We start from the raw sequence: 17438 nt of genomic DNA, 5'->3' as shown, positions 1-17438 counted from the left end.
TCACCTCAACATTTACATTAATTCCATTGAGACCGTTGTCCCTTTCCCGCTTGGATCTGCTGGATGGACAATCAGTTTCTTCGGTAGTCTCATTTTCAATTCTTCCACGTGGCTAATAACACCAACTGCTAAATTGTGAGACTGTAGCTTTTCTAATGCGGTAATGACCGTATCAAGCAAGTCTTGATCGAGCGTACCGAATCCTTCATCAAGGAAAAAGAATTGCAGTGGGAATTCACCTCTCAGCTGAATTTGTGCAGAAAGAGCAAGGGCAAGCGCCAGTGATGTCAAGAAGGTTTCCCCGCCGGACAAGCTGGACACGGGACGCCTAACACCGCCATTTGCATCATCACGCATAACAAAGCCGCCTTCTGAGTCGACCTCAATCGCATATCTTTGTCTCGTCAACATACCTAAGCGGGCGGATGCATCACGACTGACACTTTCCAGCTGTTCTTCTGCTAAAAATTCAACAAACGTATTCCCTTTAAAAACAGTTTGCAGTTTATCAAGGCGATCAATTTCTTCCTGCAGTGCTTCCAATCGTTCGTGAATACTTGCAAAGCGCTGATGATTCTCTTCAATCACACGCAGGTGTTCATGTGCGGACCCACTCATTGCTGTCGCTTCTTCCAATGCTTTTTCAGCTGCAGCTTTTCTGTGCTGAATGTCTGTCCACTGCTTTTCATCCAGTGACTCTTCTTTCAGTAATTCAGAAATTCGCTTTAAGTTTGCGGCACATTCCTTTCTTTTATCCTCAAACTCCTCAATTTCCTGTTTGACCGATTGACGTACTGGCTGTTCCATTGAAACAGACTCAATTTCCTGCGGCATATGAAAAGGAGAAGATTCTGCTTGTTTTTCCCATGCTGCTTCTGCTTCATGTTTTCGCCTGTTCGCCTCTTGAAGCTGACGCTCACTGCTTGAAAAATGACTTTGCGCCTCACTAAACAACTGCTGCGCGTGCTGCAATTGCTTGTACGATTGCTGCTCTTTTTCATTAAGAAGAGAAAGGGTGTGTTCAACCTCTATAAGTTCATCAGAAATAGAGGCAGCTTTTAATGGATATCGGCCTAAATCTGTTTCATATTGTTGGATAAGCTGCTGCTGACTTTCTAACTGATGCGCTAGTTTATCAAGTTCTTTCTCGACATTGTATATCACTGTCTGCAGCTGCTCTTTTGCTAGCTGTTTTTCTTCCAAAAACGTAATGCTTTTCTCAATACGTTCTTTATAGCCTTCCGCTTGTTGGTCCTTTTCATCGATTTGCTTTTGCATTTCTTGTACTTGATTCAATGTAAGATGCGGGAAGGTCTGTTCAAATTGAGTCGTTTGCTCTGAAAGCTCAGCATCAAACTCTTTGATCAGCACCTCTAATTCTTCGATGCGCTGCTGTTCAAAAGTCATTTGCTCTTTTATCTTGCTCATCTCTGCTACTTGATCATGCGTTTCATCCATTAAACGAGCTCGTTTATGTTCAACTTCTTGAGTATCCTGTTTTATGCCTTTCCATTCTTGCACCAGACCCTGCAAAGACTGCGAATTTTGTACCGTTTCTACTGCTGCAGCGACTTCCGCTCCAGGGGCTTTCTGAGATAAGAAAGCGAATTGCTTCACTAATTGATTGGCATGCGTTTCGAGAAGCTGCTTTGCGGCATACATGTCTCTCCCATAATCCTCTGCCTGCTTGAGCTCTTTGTCCATCCGTTGAATGACTTCATCGACTTGTGCCACGGTTTCTTCATGGTCATTGGATTGCAAAGTCTTTGGATCATGATGAATCGACCCACAAACCGGACATGGCTCACCATCTACTAGCTCTGCCGCTAATTCTTTTCTTAATTCTGCCGCCCTTACCGCATCTCGCTGCTTTAATTTTTCGAGTTTCTGTTGTTGTTCTTTTTGACTCCATTCTGTCAGAGCTCGTTCGAGTTCACATACATAAAAATAGAGGTGTTCAATTGCTTGAAACGATTGGTCTATTTTTTCATAATGGTCGTTTTGCTGCTTTTGAAGCTTTTCATATGCTTCTGAAGTCTGTGAGGCTCGCTTGTTGAGCTCCTCCAGCTTTTGCTTTTCCTTTTGAATACTAAGGTTTATTCTTTCAACATTTTCACTTAAACGTAAAGCATCCTGTACACTTTTGCGTTCTTTCACTGAAACTTGTAACTGCTCCAGCTCATTTTTCAGCTGTGTTTGTTTCGTTAGTGCACGCTCTAATAGAGATTGGAGATTCTCCGCTTCTTTCTTCTTTTGGAGGAGCTGCTGCGCTTTTTCATTTTTTTGGCGCTCTATGCTCGTCTTTTCCTGAAAAGCTGCCTCTTTTTTACGTTCAATTTCTTTTAGCTGAATCAGCTGTTCTTTCTTTTGGAGAAGGTCTGGCTCTGTCTCTATTTTCTTTTGCCGGGCTTGCTCATACTCCCGCGCCATTTGATCATAGATCGTTCGTTGATGCAGCAGCTGCTTTTCTGCTTCCTCTTTCTCTTTCGATGCTTGAGAAAGCTGTTTTTCAGCCTTTGTCAATGCATCCGCATAGGGCTTTAGCGTCTCTGCCTGCTCTGCGATATGGAGCTTCGTCTTTTTCTCTTCTATTGATGGTGCCAGTAAATTCAGCTTGTTTTGTTCAGTCTCGTAAGCTTCTTGTTCCTTTTGATACTGCCAAATCGCTTGCGCCTTTGTAAAAGCAGTGAACGCTTCGTCCCGCGCTTGTTTTTTCTCATGAAAAATAGCCTTTGCCTGCTCAGCTGCTTCCTTTGCTTTTGCCAGCGCCTCTGGACCAGCTTCTCCTAAACCATTCAGTTCAGCTAGCAGTTCATTTTTTTGCCCATAATGCTTTTGAGCCTTTGTACGCAATCGCTTGACGAGTTGATCTCCATATTTCTCCAAGTTAAATAACCGCTGAAGCATTTGACGTCTGTCTGCCCCTTTGAGGGAGAGAAATTCTGCAAACTTCCCTTGAGGTAAGACAACCGCACGGGTAAAGTCATCAATGGTTAATCCGAGTAGTTCTTCTACTTTACGATTCACCTCACTCGCTTTATCTGCGAGAACTGTCTGCGTATCACCGATTTCAATTAGGCGGCATAATGTCGTTCTGACTTTCATTTCATCCGCTCGTTTGAAAGCACGTTCAACTTTATAAGAAATGTGGTGTTCCTTTTGCAAAGCAAATGTAAAGGAAACCGACAGCTTTTCTTCCGCTTGGTTCAAAATACCGTGTGTATTATTTAACGCACGCTCCACTTTGCCATAGAGTGCCAGTGTCATGGCGTCTAATATGGAAGACTTTCCACTTCCTGTCGGTCCAAATATGCCAAACACACCCGCATCACATAATGAGCTAAAGTCAATTATTTGTTCTTCTCTGAAGCTATGAAGTCCTTTAATGGTCAGCGTAATCGGCTTCAAGTCGCTTCCTCCTCTTGCATATCATTGGCTAGCTCTAAAAACAGTTTGACTGTTTTTTCATCAGGCAGACCGCCACCTGTCTGACGCTCATAAAACTTCACGAACCTCTCTTCGATCGAGAGTTTTTCCACTTGCTTTTGCTCTTCTATTTGCTGTAGTTCTTTGAACTTTGGACGAATGTGAACAAACCCACTATGCTGCTTTCGGAGCTGATGAATCTCTTCAATAGAGAGCTGATCTGTTAAATGAATCTCTAGATCAATCCATGCCTGAAGATCCCGTTTTTCATCCAGCCACTCGTACACTTGACTCAGTCCCTCAGTCGCCTTCCATTTCATAAGTGGTTTTCCGCTTGATAGAAACACTTCTTTCCAGCTCGCTTTTTCATTCGGTTTTGCCTCTACAATTGTGACTGATTTGGCGTAACCTGATTCAGAAAAGCTATAAGCAAGAGGTGATCCAGAATAACGAGCAATCGTTTTGGCACGTTTGATCGTTTGCGGCCTGTGCAAATGACCAAGTGCAACATAGCAAGCGGATTCTGGCAGGCTTTCAGCCGCAACAGTATATGCGCCGCCTACTTCAATCGGTCTTTCTGAATCTGTTTGACTCCCCCCTGCCACATAAATGTGGCTTGTTGCCATATTGACCGTATCCGGTTGAAATTGATTACTTAAATGTTGAAACGCTTGTTGAATCTTTAAATTGTAATGATCACGAAGCAATTTCTCTTCAAATGTTTCAGCTAGCACCTCATTTAGTCTCGCCTCAGACGGATAAGCGAGTGCTGCAATGGATAAACGTTCATCCGCAGAAGGAACATCGACACGGATGATGTCATTTGTCGGATATCCAATTAAATGAATCCCTTGATCATTTGTTAAAGGTGATGCGGCTGATAAACGATCCGGATTATCGTGGTTGCCTGAAATGACCACTACCTGGCGTTTTCCTTTATCAGATAAGGCTGATAGACTTTCATAAAAAAGCTGCTCTGCTCTAGCAGGCGGATTCACAGTATCAAAGGCATCACCGGCCATCACAATGACATCAATGTGTTCGTCTTTCACGATTTGATACAGTTCATCTAAAAACTGTGCTTGCTCATCAAGCCGGCTTCGACCTTCAAGGGTTTTCCCTAAATGCCAATCCGCTGTATGCAGAATCCTCATGTGATTCACCTCTCATTCCGATACATTTATAAAGAAATTTCTAAATTTCCATCGAAGAAATAGAGAATTTTCTCCTCTAATGTTCTGTTTGTCAAACGCTCTACAGCTTTTGCATATAAGGCTATTTGGGTTTCATAACGCTTTTTCAAGATCGGTTCAGCAGCGTCAACTGTATATCTGCCTTGTACTCTATCAGTTTTATAATCTAGTAAATATAGCTTTCCATCTGTTTCAAATAAACAGTCAATCATCCCTTGAATCAGAACAGGCTCTCCCTCAGTATCAATATGACTGTATACCTCTTTAACAGGTAACACCATACTAAATGACACCTCTCGTTTTACCCAGTCCGCTTTTAGCAGTTTTTGACCAATTGAAGTAGAGAAGAAAGAAGCAATTCCTTCTTGATTAATTGATTGGATCTGCTCATCTGTTAGCAAGTCTCGCTGCTGTAAGGATTCGAGCAGGTGTCCTATACGTGATTCATCATAGGGCTCCTCAGAAGGAAGCGGGATATGCTGCATCACTGTATGCATTGCGGTGCCTTGTTCTGCGGCAGTGAGTGTTTTTTTCTTCATGAAAGCTGGCCGGTCATACAATGTTGCACGAGCTTTTCGAATAGAAGAAGGAACACTGTACTCATCCTGTATTTCTTTCATTCTTTTTATCTCGGAAACAGACTGCTTTGTGCCGACTTGCGAGGCCGCTAGATACGGATATTTCCATGAGAGTCTCTCTGCCACCTTCTCATCAGCATCACCATATCCTTCAACAGGTAGACCATCGATCAATGCTTGTACAATCTCGTCTTGCTCCTTTTTTTCAAGTGACATATCTTCCTTTAAAAGATCAGAAGCTTGCGTAAATGAGATAGTAAATGTAGACGGATGCGAAAGAACAATATCTCCTGTTTCTTCTAAAACAGATGACATCGCTTGATGACGGATAAGGGCAGGGCCAATGAAATCTAAGTATGTTTTCGATTGATACCGTTCAAAATCAGGGAGCAGCCACTCTTCTCCGGTTGCGGCATTTTGCCATTTGCTTAATGCTTTCACCTGATTTTTGACAGAGCCGACCAGAAATAATTTTTCTTTAGCCCTTGTGAGCGCTACATATAGGACCCTTAATTCTTCAGATAATAACTCTTTTCTCATCTTTTTTTTCATCGCCACAAGCGGTAATGTCGCATAACTAATTCTCAGCTCAGGATGGATGTACTTGCTGCCAAAGCCTAGTTCTTTATCAAGTAAATAGGGCTGGTTTAAGTCCATCATATTAAAGTTTCTGCCGAGCCCTGCGGTAAAGACGACTGGAAATTCTAATCCTTTACTGCTGTGGATCGTCATCATACGCACAACGTCCTCTGTTTCACTGAACGTTTTTGCTGCACCAAGATCATCCCCACGCTCCTGCATTCTTTCAATAAAACGAAGGAATCGGAATAGCCCTCTAAAGGCAGCTTTTTCGTATTGCTTAGCCCGGTCATAAAGGGCACGAAGATTTGCCTGTCGCTGCTTACCTCCAGGCATTCCGCCAACATAATCAAGGTACTGCGTATCACGGTAGACTTCCCAAATTAATTCTGCCACCGAATGATTGATAGAAAAATCACGCCACTTGCGCAGTAATTGGAAAAATCGCTCTAGTTTTTTGCATGTAGGGTGATCAGAATGCGTCACACTCATGAATGCCTTTACAGCATCATAATACGTGCCTTTTTTATCACTCGTTCGAATCAGAGCCAATTCATTTTCGTCTAAATGAACAATAGGTGATCTTAAAACAGCAGCAAGCGGGATATCCTGATATGGATTATCGATGACTTTTAACAATGAAAGAATGACAGACACCTCTGTTGCTTCAAAATAACCAGAGGAAAGATTCGCATATACAGGGATTCCCTGCTTCTTTAATTCCTCCATCATTTGTGGAGCCCAAGGCATAGACCGAAGCAAAATGACAATGTCACGATACTGCAAATTACGGGTCATTTGCTGCTTTGCATCGTACACTTGAAATGGCTGCTCCACTAATTCTTTTATTTTTTTAGCAATGATTCTCGCTTCAAATTGGACGGTCTCGAGCTCTTCTCGCTCTTCGCCGGTTTCTGCTTCCTGCTGATCTAAGTGGACAAGAAGCATTTCTGTCGTTGTATCTTTGCTTTCTGGATAACTCGCTCCAAGCTTTAATTCAGCTTGTTCATCATATTCAATTTCTCCCACTGTTTCCCCCATCAGCTGCTTGAACAAAAAGTTCGTACTATCTAAAACATCTGAACGGCTACGGAAGTTTTTATTTAAATCGATTCTCTTCCCTGTTTCTTTGCCGTCTGGTTGAAAGTGTTTATATTTGTTTAAAAAGAGCATAGGCTCTGCCAGCCTAAAACGATAAATTGACTGCTTTACATCACCAACCATAAACAGATTGCCCTCTGCAGAATGTTTCCCCTTAGATACAAGCTTTAAAATCGTTTCTTGTACAAGGTTTGTATCCTGGTATTCATCAACGAGCACTTCTTCAAACTGCTGTTGATAGTATTTGGCAGCTTCTGTTTCGATCAAATGTCCTTCTGCATCCTGCTCCGCTAAAATGCGTAAGCAATAGTGCTCTAAATCCGAAAAGTCGACAATTGACTTTTCCTGCTTCGCTCTTTCGAAACGCTCACCAAATTGGATCACAAGCTCTACAAGCGTCTCCACAACTGGCTTCATTTCAGCTAAGCTTTTTAAATGCTGGGCAGGACTGCGCATGAAGTATTCATCTTTTAGTTTTTCTAATTGTTTTTTTGCTTGATTACGTGCATCAGTGGATTTTTCTAAGAGAGCAGGGTCATATTCGTCCCCTTTGCACGTTTTGAGCCTTTTAAAATTAACGTTCGGCAAAAGCTCATAAAGCTTCTCAAAATCATCTTGATGACGGATTAATTCATTGACTTGCTCTAAATCATCTATAAAATTCTCTGCTCTCGGTGCTGGGCCGCCCGGTTCTTTTGATAGCGAAAGAGCTCGTTCAAGCAGCTCCTGGCAGCTCCGGAGAACGAGAGAAAGATCTTCTTTGATATATGGATAAAACGGTAATTCTTCTACTTTTGTTTGAGCATCTACATCATAAAGTGAAAGAAATGCCCGCATCCATTGCTCCGGAGAAGGATGAGATCTCGAAAACTCATAAATTCTCTTCACGAGCCATTGCAAATCTAAGTCGTGACGGTCAGATGTATAACGATCAACCAATTCAAAGAATGATGGCTTTCCAGCCTTATATTCATCCTCAAACAGTTCGTCTAACACTTCATCTCCTAATAATTCTCCTTCTGTTTGGTCAGCCAAACGAAAGCCTGGATCAAGATCAATTTCATAGTAAAAGGTGCGCAAAACCTGCAAGCAAAAGGAGTGCAAGGTTGAAATATTGGCTCGATTCATGAGGGACAGCTGCCTTCTCATATGAAGAGACCCAGGGTTTTTGGCTAATTCTTTTTCAAGTGCTTCTGTGATCCGATGCTTCATCTCTGCCGCAGAAGCATTTGTGAAAGTCACAACGAGCAGACGATCCACATCAACTGGATGTTCAGGCCGGGTCATTTTTCGAATCAGGCGTTCAACCAAAACAGCTGTTTTACCTGACCCTGCCGCCGCCGCAACCAAGATATCTTGTCCTTCTGAAACGATGGCTTCCCACTGGTCATCCGTCCACGTACTGTTATTCGGTTTTGGTATTTGCATACTGATCCCCTTCTTTTTTGATCCGTTCTATCACAACATCATCCTTTTCAGAGGTGAGCACCCTAAAATCATTATCTTCTATTGATTCATCGAATTGGCAAATAGACTTGAATGAACAAAAGCGGCAAGGTGTTTGATCCTTTAATTTATATGGATTAATTGCGACCTCTCCATTTGTAATTCTTTCGCCTGCTTCTTCAAATGTGCGCCGAACGTGTTGTGTGAGTATATGGAAATGATCTTCACTTAAAACTGCCGAATCAGAACGGAAAGACCCATCCTTTTTCAAACCGGCTTGAATGACTTGCGATCTACCTGAATCAAGCGTTTGATCCATTAGCTTTACTGCTTCCACATCTTCAAGCAATAAACCCTTCATTTTAAATTTCTTGAAGATTTCCTGCTCAATTTCATCCTCTGCAAGTGGAATCGGTGCTTGAATGAGCGGATCATGAATATGGAAATATAAAATGCCAGCAGGCGTTGCTTCTACGCCGAGCCACTCTTTCGAATACGTAATGGTTAGGTCTAAGTATGTGAGCATTTGCAAGGCAAGACCATAGTATACTTCTGCTAGGTCAAGACCTTTCTCACTGGATTTGTAATCGACGATTCTTAAAAGCAGCCCTTTTGAACCTTCTGCCTTATCTACCCTGTCAATCCTTCCGACAAGCTCCATCGTGCAGCCATTCTTTAATTGAAAAGTAAACGGCGGCAAAGGCCCTTGACCTCCAAAACCTAACTCAAGCCCTACCGGAGAAAATCCACTCAATTTGGCATGTTCACTTAATATAGAAGAGACTCGAATCAAGATTTTCTGAAGCTTTTCTTTAATATAAGCATGCCGATTAGAGCTTAATAGAATTTCCTTTTGAAGACGCGGAGCAAGCTGTTCGATTGCATGTCTTGAATAGGTGACACAATCTTCCTTCGTTAGGTTTTTCCAATCCTTTTTTTGTTCAACTAGCGTATCTGAAATATGCTTCAAAGCCGAGTGAAACAATTGGCCGATATCGGGTGCTTCCAATTTGTAAAATTGTCGATCCTTTAGTTTTAAACCGTGGGAAGCAAAGTGAGAGAATGCACACGCATTGAACTTCTCCATTCTTGAAACACTGCCCTGAATATGGTCACCGTAAAGCTCTTTTGTGACATTAGGCTTTAATGGCTTCGCTCGATTTGTAAAGAACAAGCTTGACATGATGTTTTTTGATACATCCCGATGAGGAGATGTCATTAAGTAGTTATAGACACTCCACCATACACCGCTGATGGGATATTGATTGAGCCATTGCTGCAGCTGTGAGATGGTATACGACAACGAAACATGCTCATTCGCTACAAATTTTAATTGCTCATCGTCTTCCAGTTGTTCTGGATCTAACACATAAAGAGCCTGTTGATGATTTGGCATAAGCTCTTGGCAATACTTGATGAGTGTCGAAGGCAATAGAGAACGTCCTTCTGCATCAGAAGCCGCATAGGATAGATACAAATGACGGGATGGACTTGATAACGCTTGGTAAATTAAAAATTGCTCATCTAGCAGCCGTTCTTTTCCTGTCTCTGCTAGCTCTGCTCCTGCTCGTTTTAACCATTCTCGGTCATCCTCAGACAATACACTCTCATCAGAGGGACGTGCGGGAATAACGCCATCATTTACACCAATGATAAACGTACACTTCACTTGATACATTCTGGATAAATCCATACTTCCAATAAATACTTGGTCGAGTGAAGGCGGAATCAAAGCGAATTTTAGAGAAGCTAATCCTGTATCTATCATCTGTTGGAATAAGGGAAATGAGAGCTCTTCGTCACCTAGCATGTCAACAAATTCATCCATTAATTGAATCACCGCATCCCATACTTGCCCGTGCTGCATTGCTTCAGCTAATCGACCTGCTTCTTCAGCCTCAAGCCTCGCTTTTTCAAGCTTATCTGGTACTTGTATCTCTTCTAAAAAGACATAGACAGCCTCTACCATGTCCCTTACCTTTTGCGCTTTTTTGAGCCTTTTCTGCAACTGGTAAAGCGGGGGCGCGATCCATTCTTTGACGTCATTTAGCATTTGTTCCATTTCAATTTCTTGATCTGTTTGTCCGAAATCCTCATCTAATGATTGGAAACGCCTGTAATGAAACCGGGAACCGTTTGTCCAGCGCTCTCCTTTTACACCATAAGCAATGCAATAGTTTTCAAGCTGATCTGCCTGCTCTCTCGCTTTGTTCTTAGTGATTTCAAGCGGAAATAAGAACTCTGTTTTCACGCAGCGAAATACCGCTTCATACCGCCAATTTCCTTTTATGACATCCAAGCTCGAACGAATTAATTCAATGAGCGGATGATACTGCATCGATTCATTTCCATCAATAAAAAAAGGAATATCGTAATCTCGAAAAACCTCTTTTAACGTATCTTTATAGTCATCTACATGCCGCGCTACAATCGAGATATCTCGCAGTCTGAGTCCTTTTTCTCTCACTAAATCAAGGATATCTCTCGCTACTCCCTCAATTTCAGCTCGTTTATTTGCACTTTTAGACACTGTGAGATGAGGGGTGTTTTCCTGATATGGCTGAACGGGCCGCTGCTCATATTGGTGTTCTAAATAAGCAAGATCTGGTGTATAAAGGTGCCGATGATTTCTTTCAAAAATATTTTCAGAAATGTCAGCTCCGCACTCTTTAGCAAGCTGATAGAGCTGGAAATACGTTTTACCTGTCATACGAAATAAATCAAGTTCATTTGGCTGCCTATCATGATAGGATCGATCTACTGTGAAAGCCGCAGTTATTTTTGCTGCATACAGCAAGAGCTGTTCAATGACAAGAAGCTGCTGCGGTGTAAATTGATAAAAACCATCTATATAGATGTGTGCTCCTTTTATTTCTTCAGCTGAAGGAATTTGCTGGGAAAGAAGAGTCAAATAGTCTTCTGAGTGCACATATTCATCTTGTAAATGCTCCTCCATCTGCTGATAAAGAACATGGAGATCATGCAATTTTTCGGCTGCCCGTCTTTCTTCTGTATACTCTGAATGCATGCTAGACGCTGAAATCTTCTCAATATCCTCTGGCAGCATACAGTATCTTTTGAATTCAGCCATCGTTTTTTCGATTTGCTCCACAAACCCCGGCTTATCACTCGCTTTTTTGAATACTTTAAACTTGTCTTTCTGCTCTTCAATCACTTTTCTTAAAAGCATTTGAATTCCTGTGCTTGTCACAAATTGCCGATTCGCTCCACCAGTCTGCTGTAAAATCGACCAAGCAAGACGAGTGAAACTAAATACTTTAGCTCTGATCATTCCACCAGCTTCAGACGTTTTCGCAAGCTCATATTCCATTAAAAATGTCATTTGATCCGGGACTAAAAAAATGATTGGCGGACCCAACGGATCAAGCCGAAGCTGTTCTTTGATTTCCTCTAAGATTGCAGTCGTTTTTCCACTCCCCGATCTGCCTGCTAAAAACTGAATCTCCACGTTCCACAACACCTTTCTTATGTACTCATATTCTAGCGAAAATAAAGGTAAATAGCTATTTTCCGATCACGTTCCCATTATCCTTTCTGAAAAAAGACATAGGCACCTTTCCTCACTCTTTTCATATCATAAACCATCATGAACTAAAAGGAGGCTGGCAATATCATGTATTACGGTTACTATGACTACTCGCCTTATGACATGCGCCAAAACACAAGGATCATTTCAGACCTTGAGAAAGCGATTAATGGTGAGTATTCTGCGATCCAATGCTACGAAAAACTTGCCCAAAAGGCAAAAAATCCTGAAGCAAAAAAGATCATTCAAGAAATACGCCAGGATGAAGTCAGACACTATCAACTATTTTCAAAGCTATATTATTCTTTAACAGGGAAAAACCACAAACCAAGCGTAACAGAACCTTGTCCAGACCAATTCAGAGAAGGACTTATGTTTGCCTTTAAAGATGAACAAAAAACGGTCGATTTTTACTTAAGCGTATCAGACTATGTCCGGGATCAAGGAACAAAAGAGCTAATGAAACGTATCGCTCAAGATGAGCAGCAGCACGCTGTATGGTTTTTATATCTTTTAACGCACCATGTATCATAGATAGTCCTATTTTAATAGGAGATCGTATGTTCCGTCAAAAAATGAAATCGATTTTTCGTTCATTCAATCTATTAAAGAAAGCGCTAAATGTAGCAAAGCCTCACATCCCTTCCTTATTTTCAAACGAGAAAATGAGAATTCGACCATTAAAAAAACTCCTCTGCCCAAAATAGCAGAAGGAGTTTTTTCATGATCTTTTAATGAAATTTTGCTTCATTGCTTTGCTGCTGATGCTTGAGTATCCCATCAATTGACAACAGCTTACTGCCGCTAAGAGTCAAATAAAGCGCCATGACGAGCAGCGAAAGTTCAAATTCATAGCCACCAACAAATCCTCTAGAAAAACCAACAGTGATAATCGCTACTGCCATAATTGGTACGAATAATGCTGCGAAAATACGTGTTCCTAGACCTAAAATCAAGGCAATACCACCGACTAGCTCAATTGTCTTCACAATATAGGCCATAAATTCAGGTACACCGATTTGTCCAAAGAATGCTGCTGTGCCTCCCAGCCCTCCTTGATATGCCTGAAGCCCATGTAAAAAGAAAATAATACCTAAAATAACGCGTACAAAAAGTGTTCCTATTTCTTGATTTGTTTTCATATAGTGATTTCCTCCTGTTTTTACACTACACAATGTAATGTTAATAAGTAAAAAAATTAGTAATTAAGGTTGAGCATAATCATTAAGACCACCATCAGAATGGCTGATGTGACGATTGGAATCATTGGTACATTAAAAGGAATATTGTAAGTTGGATTTAAGATTTTTTGTATTCTTAAATTCAATGCCCGATCCCCAAAGGACACCGCAAACTTTGTTTGTTTTTGAAACTGGGTTCTCTTTTTAATCAGCTTCAAAAGGGCCTGCCCTACTCCAAGCTCAGTACCTGTCTTCTGAATGGCATAGTCATCTGCAATCACTTCACGAAAAACAGAGTAGCTTTGTCTCATATGCTTTAACACTGGAATGTACCAAATGACTTTTGTGAGCATTGAGAACATGAAAGCCTTTAAAGGATCATAGCTGTATTTGTGATGCAATTCGTGATGAACTACAGCGTCAATCTCTTCTTCATCCAGCATGTCCATGAGAGCTGTTGATAAATAAACCTTTGGGTGAAGCATCCCCATTGCAAAAGCAAGCGGTTCATGACAATGAAACACGATGATGTCATTAGCATATTTCTCAGATAAAGATTCGGTCGACTGGTGATCGACTGCAAGCATCAGATTTTGCTTGAATTGAATGTACTTTTTGATTTGTTTCGTCATATAAAAAATCGCAAAACCCAATGTGTAGAGGACTAAGGCATCCAGAAAATATTTTAAAGGAGTGAATCCATAGAATTCGAGCACAGACTGGCATACATGGATCAGGTTATATGCTTGATTCCAGCCAAAAAAGCTTGAAAGCACGTAATACCCCATCTGATAAAAAATGGCTAAACCAATCAATATACCGCCTGAAAACAGCAGACTCGACTTCATTTTATTCATTTTGCTGCTCCTCTTTTTTAGATGCTAGCCGTGCTTCTAGTACTTTGAGTAATTCAGGATCAGCACTTTCAATCGCATCCACCATATGATTCACTGCCAGTGGACCGAAATCATCCATCAATCCTTGTGTAATCCATTTTGTTTGCTCATTTAGAAATTCTTCTTTTGTTAAAATAGGATTATAAATAGATGAGCGCCCTTTTGTTTTTTTCTCCACAATTCCTTTTTCGGTTAAGCGGTTCAGCACAGTCATCACGGTGTTGAAATTAATCGGCTTCTCATCTGACAGCTTTTGCTGGACCTCTTTAATCGGCATATCCTCACCTTCATAAAGGATCTCCATAATTCTTCCCTCTAAAGGACCAAAAAAACGATTCAATCCCTTTTCATTATATTTAAAAGAAGGAATTTTCATGTTATCACCTCACACTATGTAGTGTAGTGTAATTGAAAATGATAGTCAACCGATAACATAAATAGGGGAAAATCGTTGTATATCGACTTTATTTTTGGTAAAAATGATATCTTTCTTTATAAAAATGTACTAATCATTTAGTGATAAGATAATCTTATGAAAATAGTGAAAAAATTCGTATTTTATTTATAGAGACTTTTGTATTATAGTGAAGTTAACAACATTTCACTTACTGAACAAACATATAGGAAGAAGGTTTACATGTGATGAAACAAGGAAACAGCCTTCGAACCGATCTCATTCTCATTGCGATAAGCGGTTTAGGTGGATTTCTTTTGTCTTTAACAGGTATGTCCATTGGCTGGATGGTAGGTACATTAATCACCGCGGCTTTTATTGCTATGCGCCGCCCCACCCTGTTTCAGCGTAAAGGAACTAGCACCTTACGTATTCACAGCAGATGGCTGCTCCTTGGTCAATTCATTCTCGGAATCGAACTCGGACAGAAAATGAATATGAAGGTCCTTCACATTTTCGCTGAAAATTGGCTCCCTGTGAGTTTCATGCTCGTCTTTTCTATTCTACTGGCGATGCTCTCAGGCTTTGTCTTATGGAAGCTGAGCAAAACAGATATGCTGACAAGCTTTGTCGGAACTGCCCCCGGCGGTTTATCCGCTATGCCGGGGATTGCCCAAGAGGTGGGAGCCAATACAGCTGTTGTGAGTCTCGTGCAAACGATACGTGTATTAATGGTTGTACTCACTATCCCATTTACAGTGTTTTATTTAAATACAAAAAACCAAGTGGATGCGGCTGTAGTTACGCAAGGGAGCGCTTTTTCTTCGGGTGTTTTCACCCTTTCAAACATCTCTTGGACCGCTGCGCTTATTTTAGGTGCCTGGCTCATGTCACGCCTAGCAGTTCGTCTTCATTTCCCTGCTCCTTGGCTGATCGGCAGCATGCTAGGCGTCGCAGCTCTTCAAGTTGGTGCGGGCGCACTCATAGGTTATGATTTGATTCCTTATTGGCCGGCACAAGCGAACATTGCGTCTCAAGTATTTCTAGGTGCAACCATCGGTTCAAAAATGAATAAAGAAATGTTTGTCGGGCTAAAAAACACTCTCATTGTGGCTGTCGTCAGCTCAGCTGGGCTAATTGCTGCGACTGTCCTCAGCTCTATTGCCATCGCTGAGATCACAGGTATTTCTGTCATTACAGCCATTCTTGCTTTTTCGCCTGGCGGTATTGCAGAGATGGCAACAACTGCGGTCACACTGCATGAGGATTCTACCTTTGTTGTGGCTGTACAAGTCGTCAGAATTATTCTCGTCATTGCAATGCTACCACCGTTTTTCCGCTTCTTACATCACGTATGGGCAAAAAGGCAGCCTGATTATAAAGCCGCAAAATAAAAAGAGACGCTTTGCATGTGCAGAGCGCCTTTTTTTATTCGCTGGTATTTCTTTTAACACCGACAACTTGATCCTTTGAAATGGTGCCAAAATGCCGGCTGTCGAAGCTATGTATTCGGTTATCTCCGACCACAAAGTAATGATTGTTTTTGATTTTATCGTCTCCTGTGATGGCTTTCAGCTGAAAATCCCCTGTCAGAACGTTCCCCATTTTATGTTGTTTCTGCTCTTTTAAATAAGGTTCCTTCTTTTTTTCACCATCGACAAATAACTGATCATCTTCATACTTGATCGTTTCTCCTGGGAGTCCAATGACTCGCTTGATCAAGATTTGATTTTTAGGGCCGTGAAATAACACATAATCAAACCGGCTAATTTTCGTGAGTTTTGGCGAGAACTTATTGATTAATAATTCTGTTCCATCTGTAAAAGTTGGGTCCATACTAACCCCTTCTACTTTGTACGTGACAAACATGAAATTCTTGACTTGGAACAATAAGACGATGCCTGTAATAATCATCAACCATAGCAATGGCTTCTTTTTCATTAAGAGCCTCCTTTGTCCTCACGTTTGCTCATTCGAATGTTTAACCTATTTTCTACTCTCTTTCCAACATACCATAATAACGCAATAACTAGAACCGCAAAAACACTTCTTAACGGATTCTTAACTAAAGCAGAAAGATCATAACCAATAAAACTAATGATAAAAAGCATGACACACTTACCAGATAAAGTAGCTAATGAGAATTGCCAAAAGCTAATTCTTGATAAACCCGCTACAACATTGACGGCAGCAGAGGGCGTGAAAGGAAAGCAAAGTAAAATAAATAATGGACCAAACCCCCGCTTTTCCACCCAAAGCATCAATTTTTTAATGGAAGGATGCCTGCTGATAAAGTTGAGCATTCTCATCTGTCCAAATTTTCTGATCAGTAAAAAGACAAGAATAGACCCTGCACTTGCGCCAATCCAGGTCAATAAAAATCCTTCCCAAAGGCCGAATGCATTTGCATTCGCTACAGCAAACGCAACGAGTGGTAAAAACGGAAGAAATGCTTCTATTAAAGGGAGCAATATGGCCACAATCGGTCCAAAGGCCTTGTAGCTCTCAAAAAATGATGTGATATTTTCGTGAGTAAATAGGGAAAGAAATGATGTCAACTTGTTTGACTCCTTCAAGGTTTGTCTACTTTTCATTTTACATGGAAAACATAAAAATATACAAATGAATCCCCCCCTTGAGATTATTTGACTCATTCGGTATAATAAATAAGAACATGTGTTCTATCAAGAAAGAAAGCAGGCTTGGACATGACGAGACTATCAAGAATACAGCTTCAGATGATGGAACAGGCCATCTTTCTTCCAATGGTCGTCTCCATCCTCAATCGTGATTTGACTCACTTAAAACAACATCAAACATTTAAACTAAATGAACCATACATTCAGCTTGTGACCTCCGCCTTAAAGGAAGCACAGAAAGCACTTTATGAACTAAAGCAGCATTTACGTAAAGAAAAAATGAAGGTACAGCAAATCGAACACGATGAAGGATTTACAACGTATCTATTTATCATGGATGGCTATGAAGAAAAACATAAATACTTTAATCCACGTATACGTCACCGGGTAGAGGAACTACTGACTCGGTATTTTCTTCATCAAGCGAATTGAATTGGCTTCATTGTCGCGCTTCCCCA

At 41.1% G+C, this 17438-nt stretch carries 12 protein-coding genes; 3 read left to right on the top strand and 9 right to left on the bottom strand.

Going from position 1 to position 17438, the window contains the following annotated elements; genetic code table 11:
• Positions 1 to 12: 12 nt before the first annotated feature.
• From MHB83_RS10215 to addB, 4 genes are read right to left on the bottom strand one after another with little or no spacing between them, the layout of a single operon-like run.
• The gene (locus MHB83_RS10215; RefSeq protein WP_342496292.1) at positions 13 to 3408 is read right to left on the bottom strand and encodes an SMC family ATPase; all 3396 of its coding nucleotides are present in this window, start codon (positions 3406 to 3408) and stop codon (positions 13 to 15) included.
• A complete protein-coding gene (gene sbcD / locus MHB83_RS10210; RefSeq protein WP_044139868.1) occupies positions 3405 to 4580 on the bottom strand; it encodes an exonuclease subunit SbcD in 1176 nt (391 codons plus the stop codon). Before sbcD ends, MHB83_RS10215 begins: the two co-directional genes overlap by 4 nt.
• Before the next feature lie 26 nt (positions 4581 to 4606).
• Positions 4607 to 8305 carry a helicase-exonuclease AddAB subunit AddA gene (gene addA, locus MHB83_RS10205; RefSeq protein WP_106029932.1) on the bottom strand — a complete coding sequence of 1233 codons (3699 nt, stop codon included), beginning with the start codon at positions 8303 to 8305 and terminating at the stop codon, positions 4607 to 4609.
• Positions 8283 to 11792, bottom strand: a complete 3510-nt coding sequence (addB, locus tag MHB83_RS10200; protein ID WP_342496291.1) for a helicase-exonuclease AddAB subunit AddB — start codon at positions 11790 to 11792, stop codon at positions 8283 to 8285. The genes addA and addB overlap by 23 nt, the downstream gene beginning before the upstream one ends.
• Positions 11793 to 11957: 165 nt before the next feature.
• Here addB and MHB83_RS10195 point away from each other — a divergent pair, with 165 nt between their 5' ends.
• Positions 11958 to 12404, top strand: a complete 447-nt coding sequence (locus MHB83_RS10195; RefSeq protein ID WP_003211961.1) for a ferritin-like domain-containing protein — start codon at positions 11958 to 11960, stop codon at positions 12402 to 12404.
• Positions 12405 to 12601: 197 nt separating this feature from the next.
• Here the strand turns inward: MHB83_RS10195 and MHB83_RS10190 are convergent, their stop codons facing one another.
• From MHB83_RS10190 to MHB83_RS10180, 3 genes are read right to left on the bottom strand one after another with little or no spacing between them, the layout of a single operon-like run.
• A complete protein-coding gene (locus MHB83_RS10190; protein WP_106029930.1) occupies positions 12602 to 13012 on the bottom strand; it encodes a DoxX family protein in 411 nt (136 codons plus the stop codon).
• A gap of 56 nt (positions 13013 to 13068) precedes the next feature.
• Positions 13069 to 13908: a M56 family metallopeptidase gene (locus MHB83_RS10185; RefSeq protein ID WP_050945367.1), complete on the bottom strand. Its 840-nt coding sequence runs from the start codon at positions 13906 to 13908 to the stop codon at positions 13069 to 13071.
• Positions 13901 to 14323, bottom strand: a complete 423-nt coding sequence (locus tag MHB83_RS10180; protein ID WP_003210872.1) for a BlaI/MecI/CopY family transcriptional regulator — start codon at positions 14321 to 14323, stop codon at positions 13901 to 13903. Before MHB83_RS10180 ends, MHB83_RS10185 begins: the two co-directional genes overlap by 8 nt.
• 266 nt (positions 14324 to 14589) lie before the next feature.
• Here MHB83_RS10180 and MHB83_RS10175 point away from each other — a divergent pair, with 266 nt between their 5' ends.
• Positions 14590 to 15735, top strand: a complete 1146-nt coding sequence (locus MHB83_RS10175) for an AbrB family transcriptional regulator (RefSeq protein ID WP_251191064.1) — start codon at positions 14590 to 14592, stop codon at positions 15733 to 15735.
• A gap of 34 nt (positions 15736 to 15769) precedes the next feature.
• Here MHB83_RS10175 and lepB read toward each other — a convergent pair whose 3' ends face one another.
• Both lepB and MHB83_RS10165 read right to left on the bottom strand, forming a co-directional pair.
• Positions 15770 to 16282 carry a signal peptidase I gene (gene lepB, locus MHB83_RS10170; RefSeq protein ID WP_041815362.1) on the bottom strand — a complete coding sequence of 171 codons (513 nt, stop codon included), beginning with the start codon at positions 16280 to 16282 and terminating at the stop codon, positions 15770 to 15772.
• Positions 16282 to 16899, bottom strand: a complete 618-nt coding sequence (locus MHB83_RS10165; protein WP_080772985.1) for a TVP38/TMEM64 family protein — start codon at positions 16897 to 16899, stop codon at positions 16282 to 16284. Before MHB83_RS10165 ends, lepB begins: the two co-directional genes overlap by 1 nt.
• Positions 16900 to 17049: 150 nt before the next feature.
• Between MHB83_RS10165 and MHB83_RS10160 the strand changes: the two genes are divergently transcribed.
• A complete protein-coding gene (locus MHB83_RS10160; protein ID WP_003210969.1) occupies positions 17050 to 17412 on the top strand; it encodes a hypothetical protein in 363 nt (120 codons plus the stop codon).
• The last annotated feature ends 26 nt before the right edge of the window (positions 17413 to 17438 follow it).

The organism is Bacillus sp. FSL K6-3149 (assembly GCF_038630515.1).
Classification (GTDB): Bacteria; Bacillota; Bacilli; order Bacillales; family Bacillaceae; genus Bacillus; species Bacillus pumilus.
This window is presented reverse-complemented; position numbering and strand designations above follow the sequence as displayed.

Bases quoted from the DNA above. Each gene is read 5' to 3' on its own strand.
- lepB (WP_041815362.1), bottom strand. From the start codon at position 16,282: ATGAAAAAGAAGCCATTGCTATGGTTGATGATTATTACAGGCATCGTC.
- sbcD (WP_044139868.1), bottom strand. From the start codon at position 4,580: ATGAGGATTCTGCATACAGCGGATTGGCATTTAGGGAAAACCCTTGAA.
- MHB83_RS10175 (WP_251191064.1), top strand. From the start codon at position 14,590: ATGAAACAAGGAAACAGCCTTCGAACCGATCTCATTCTCATTGCGATA.
- MHB83_RS10190 (WP_106029930.1), bottom strand. From the start codon at position 13,012: ATGAAAACAAATCAAGAAATAGGAACACTTTTTGTACGCGTTATTTTA.
- MHB83_RS10160 (WP_003210969.1), top strand. From the start codon at position 17,050: ATGACGAGACTATCAAGAATACAGCTTCAGATGATGGAACAGGCCATC.
- MHB83_RS10180 (WP_003210872.1), bottom strand. From the start codon at position 14,323: ATGAAAATTCCTTCTTTTAAATATAATGAAAAGGGATTGAATCGTTTT.
- MHB83_RS10195 (WP_003211961.1), top strand. From the start codon at position 11,958: ATGTATTACGGTTACTATGACTACTCGCCTTATGACATGCGCCAAAAC.
- MHB83_RS10185 (WP_050945367.1), bottom strand. From the start codon at position 13,908: ATGAATAAAATGAAGTCGAGTCTGCTGTTTTCAGGCGGTATATTGATT.
- addA (WP_106029932.1), bottom strand. From the start codon at position 8,305: ATGCAAATACCAAAACCGAATAACAGTACGTGGACGGATGACCAGTGG.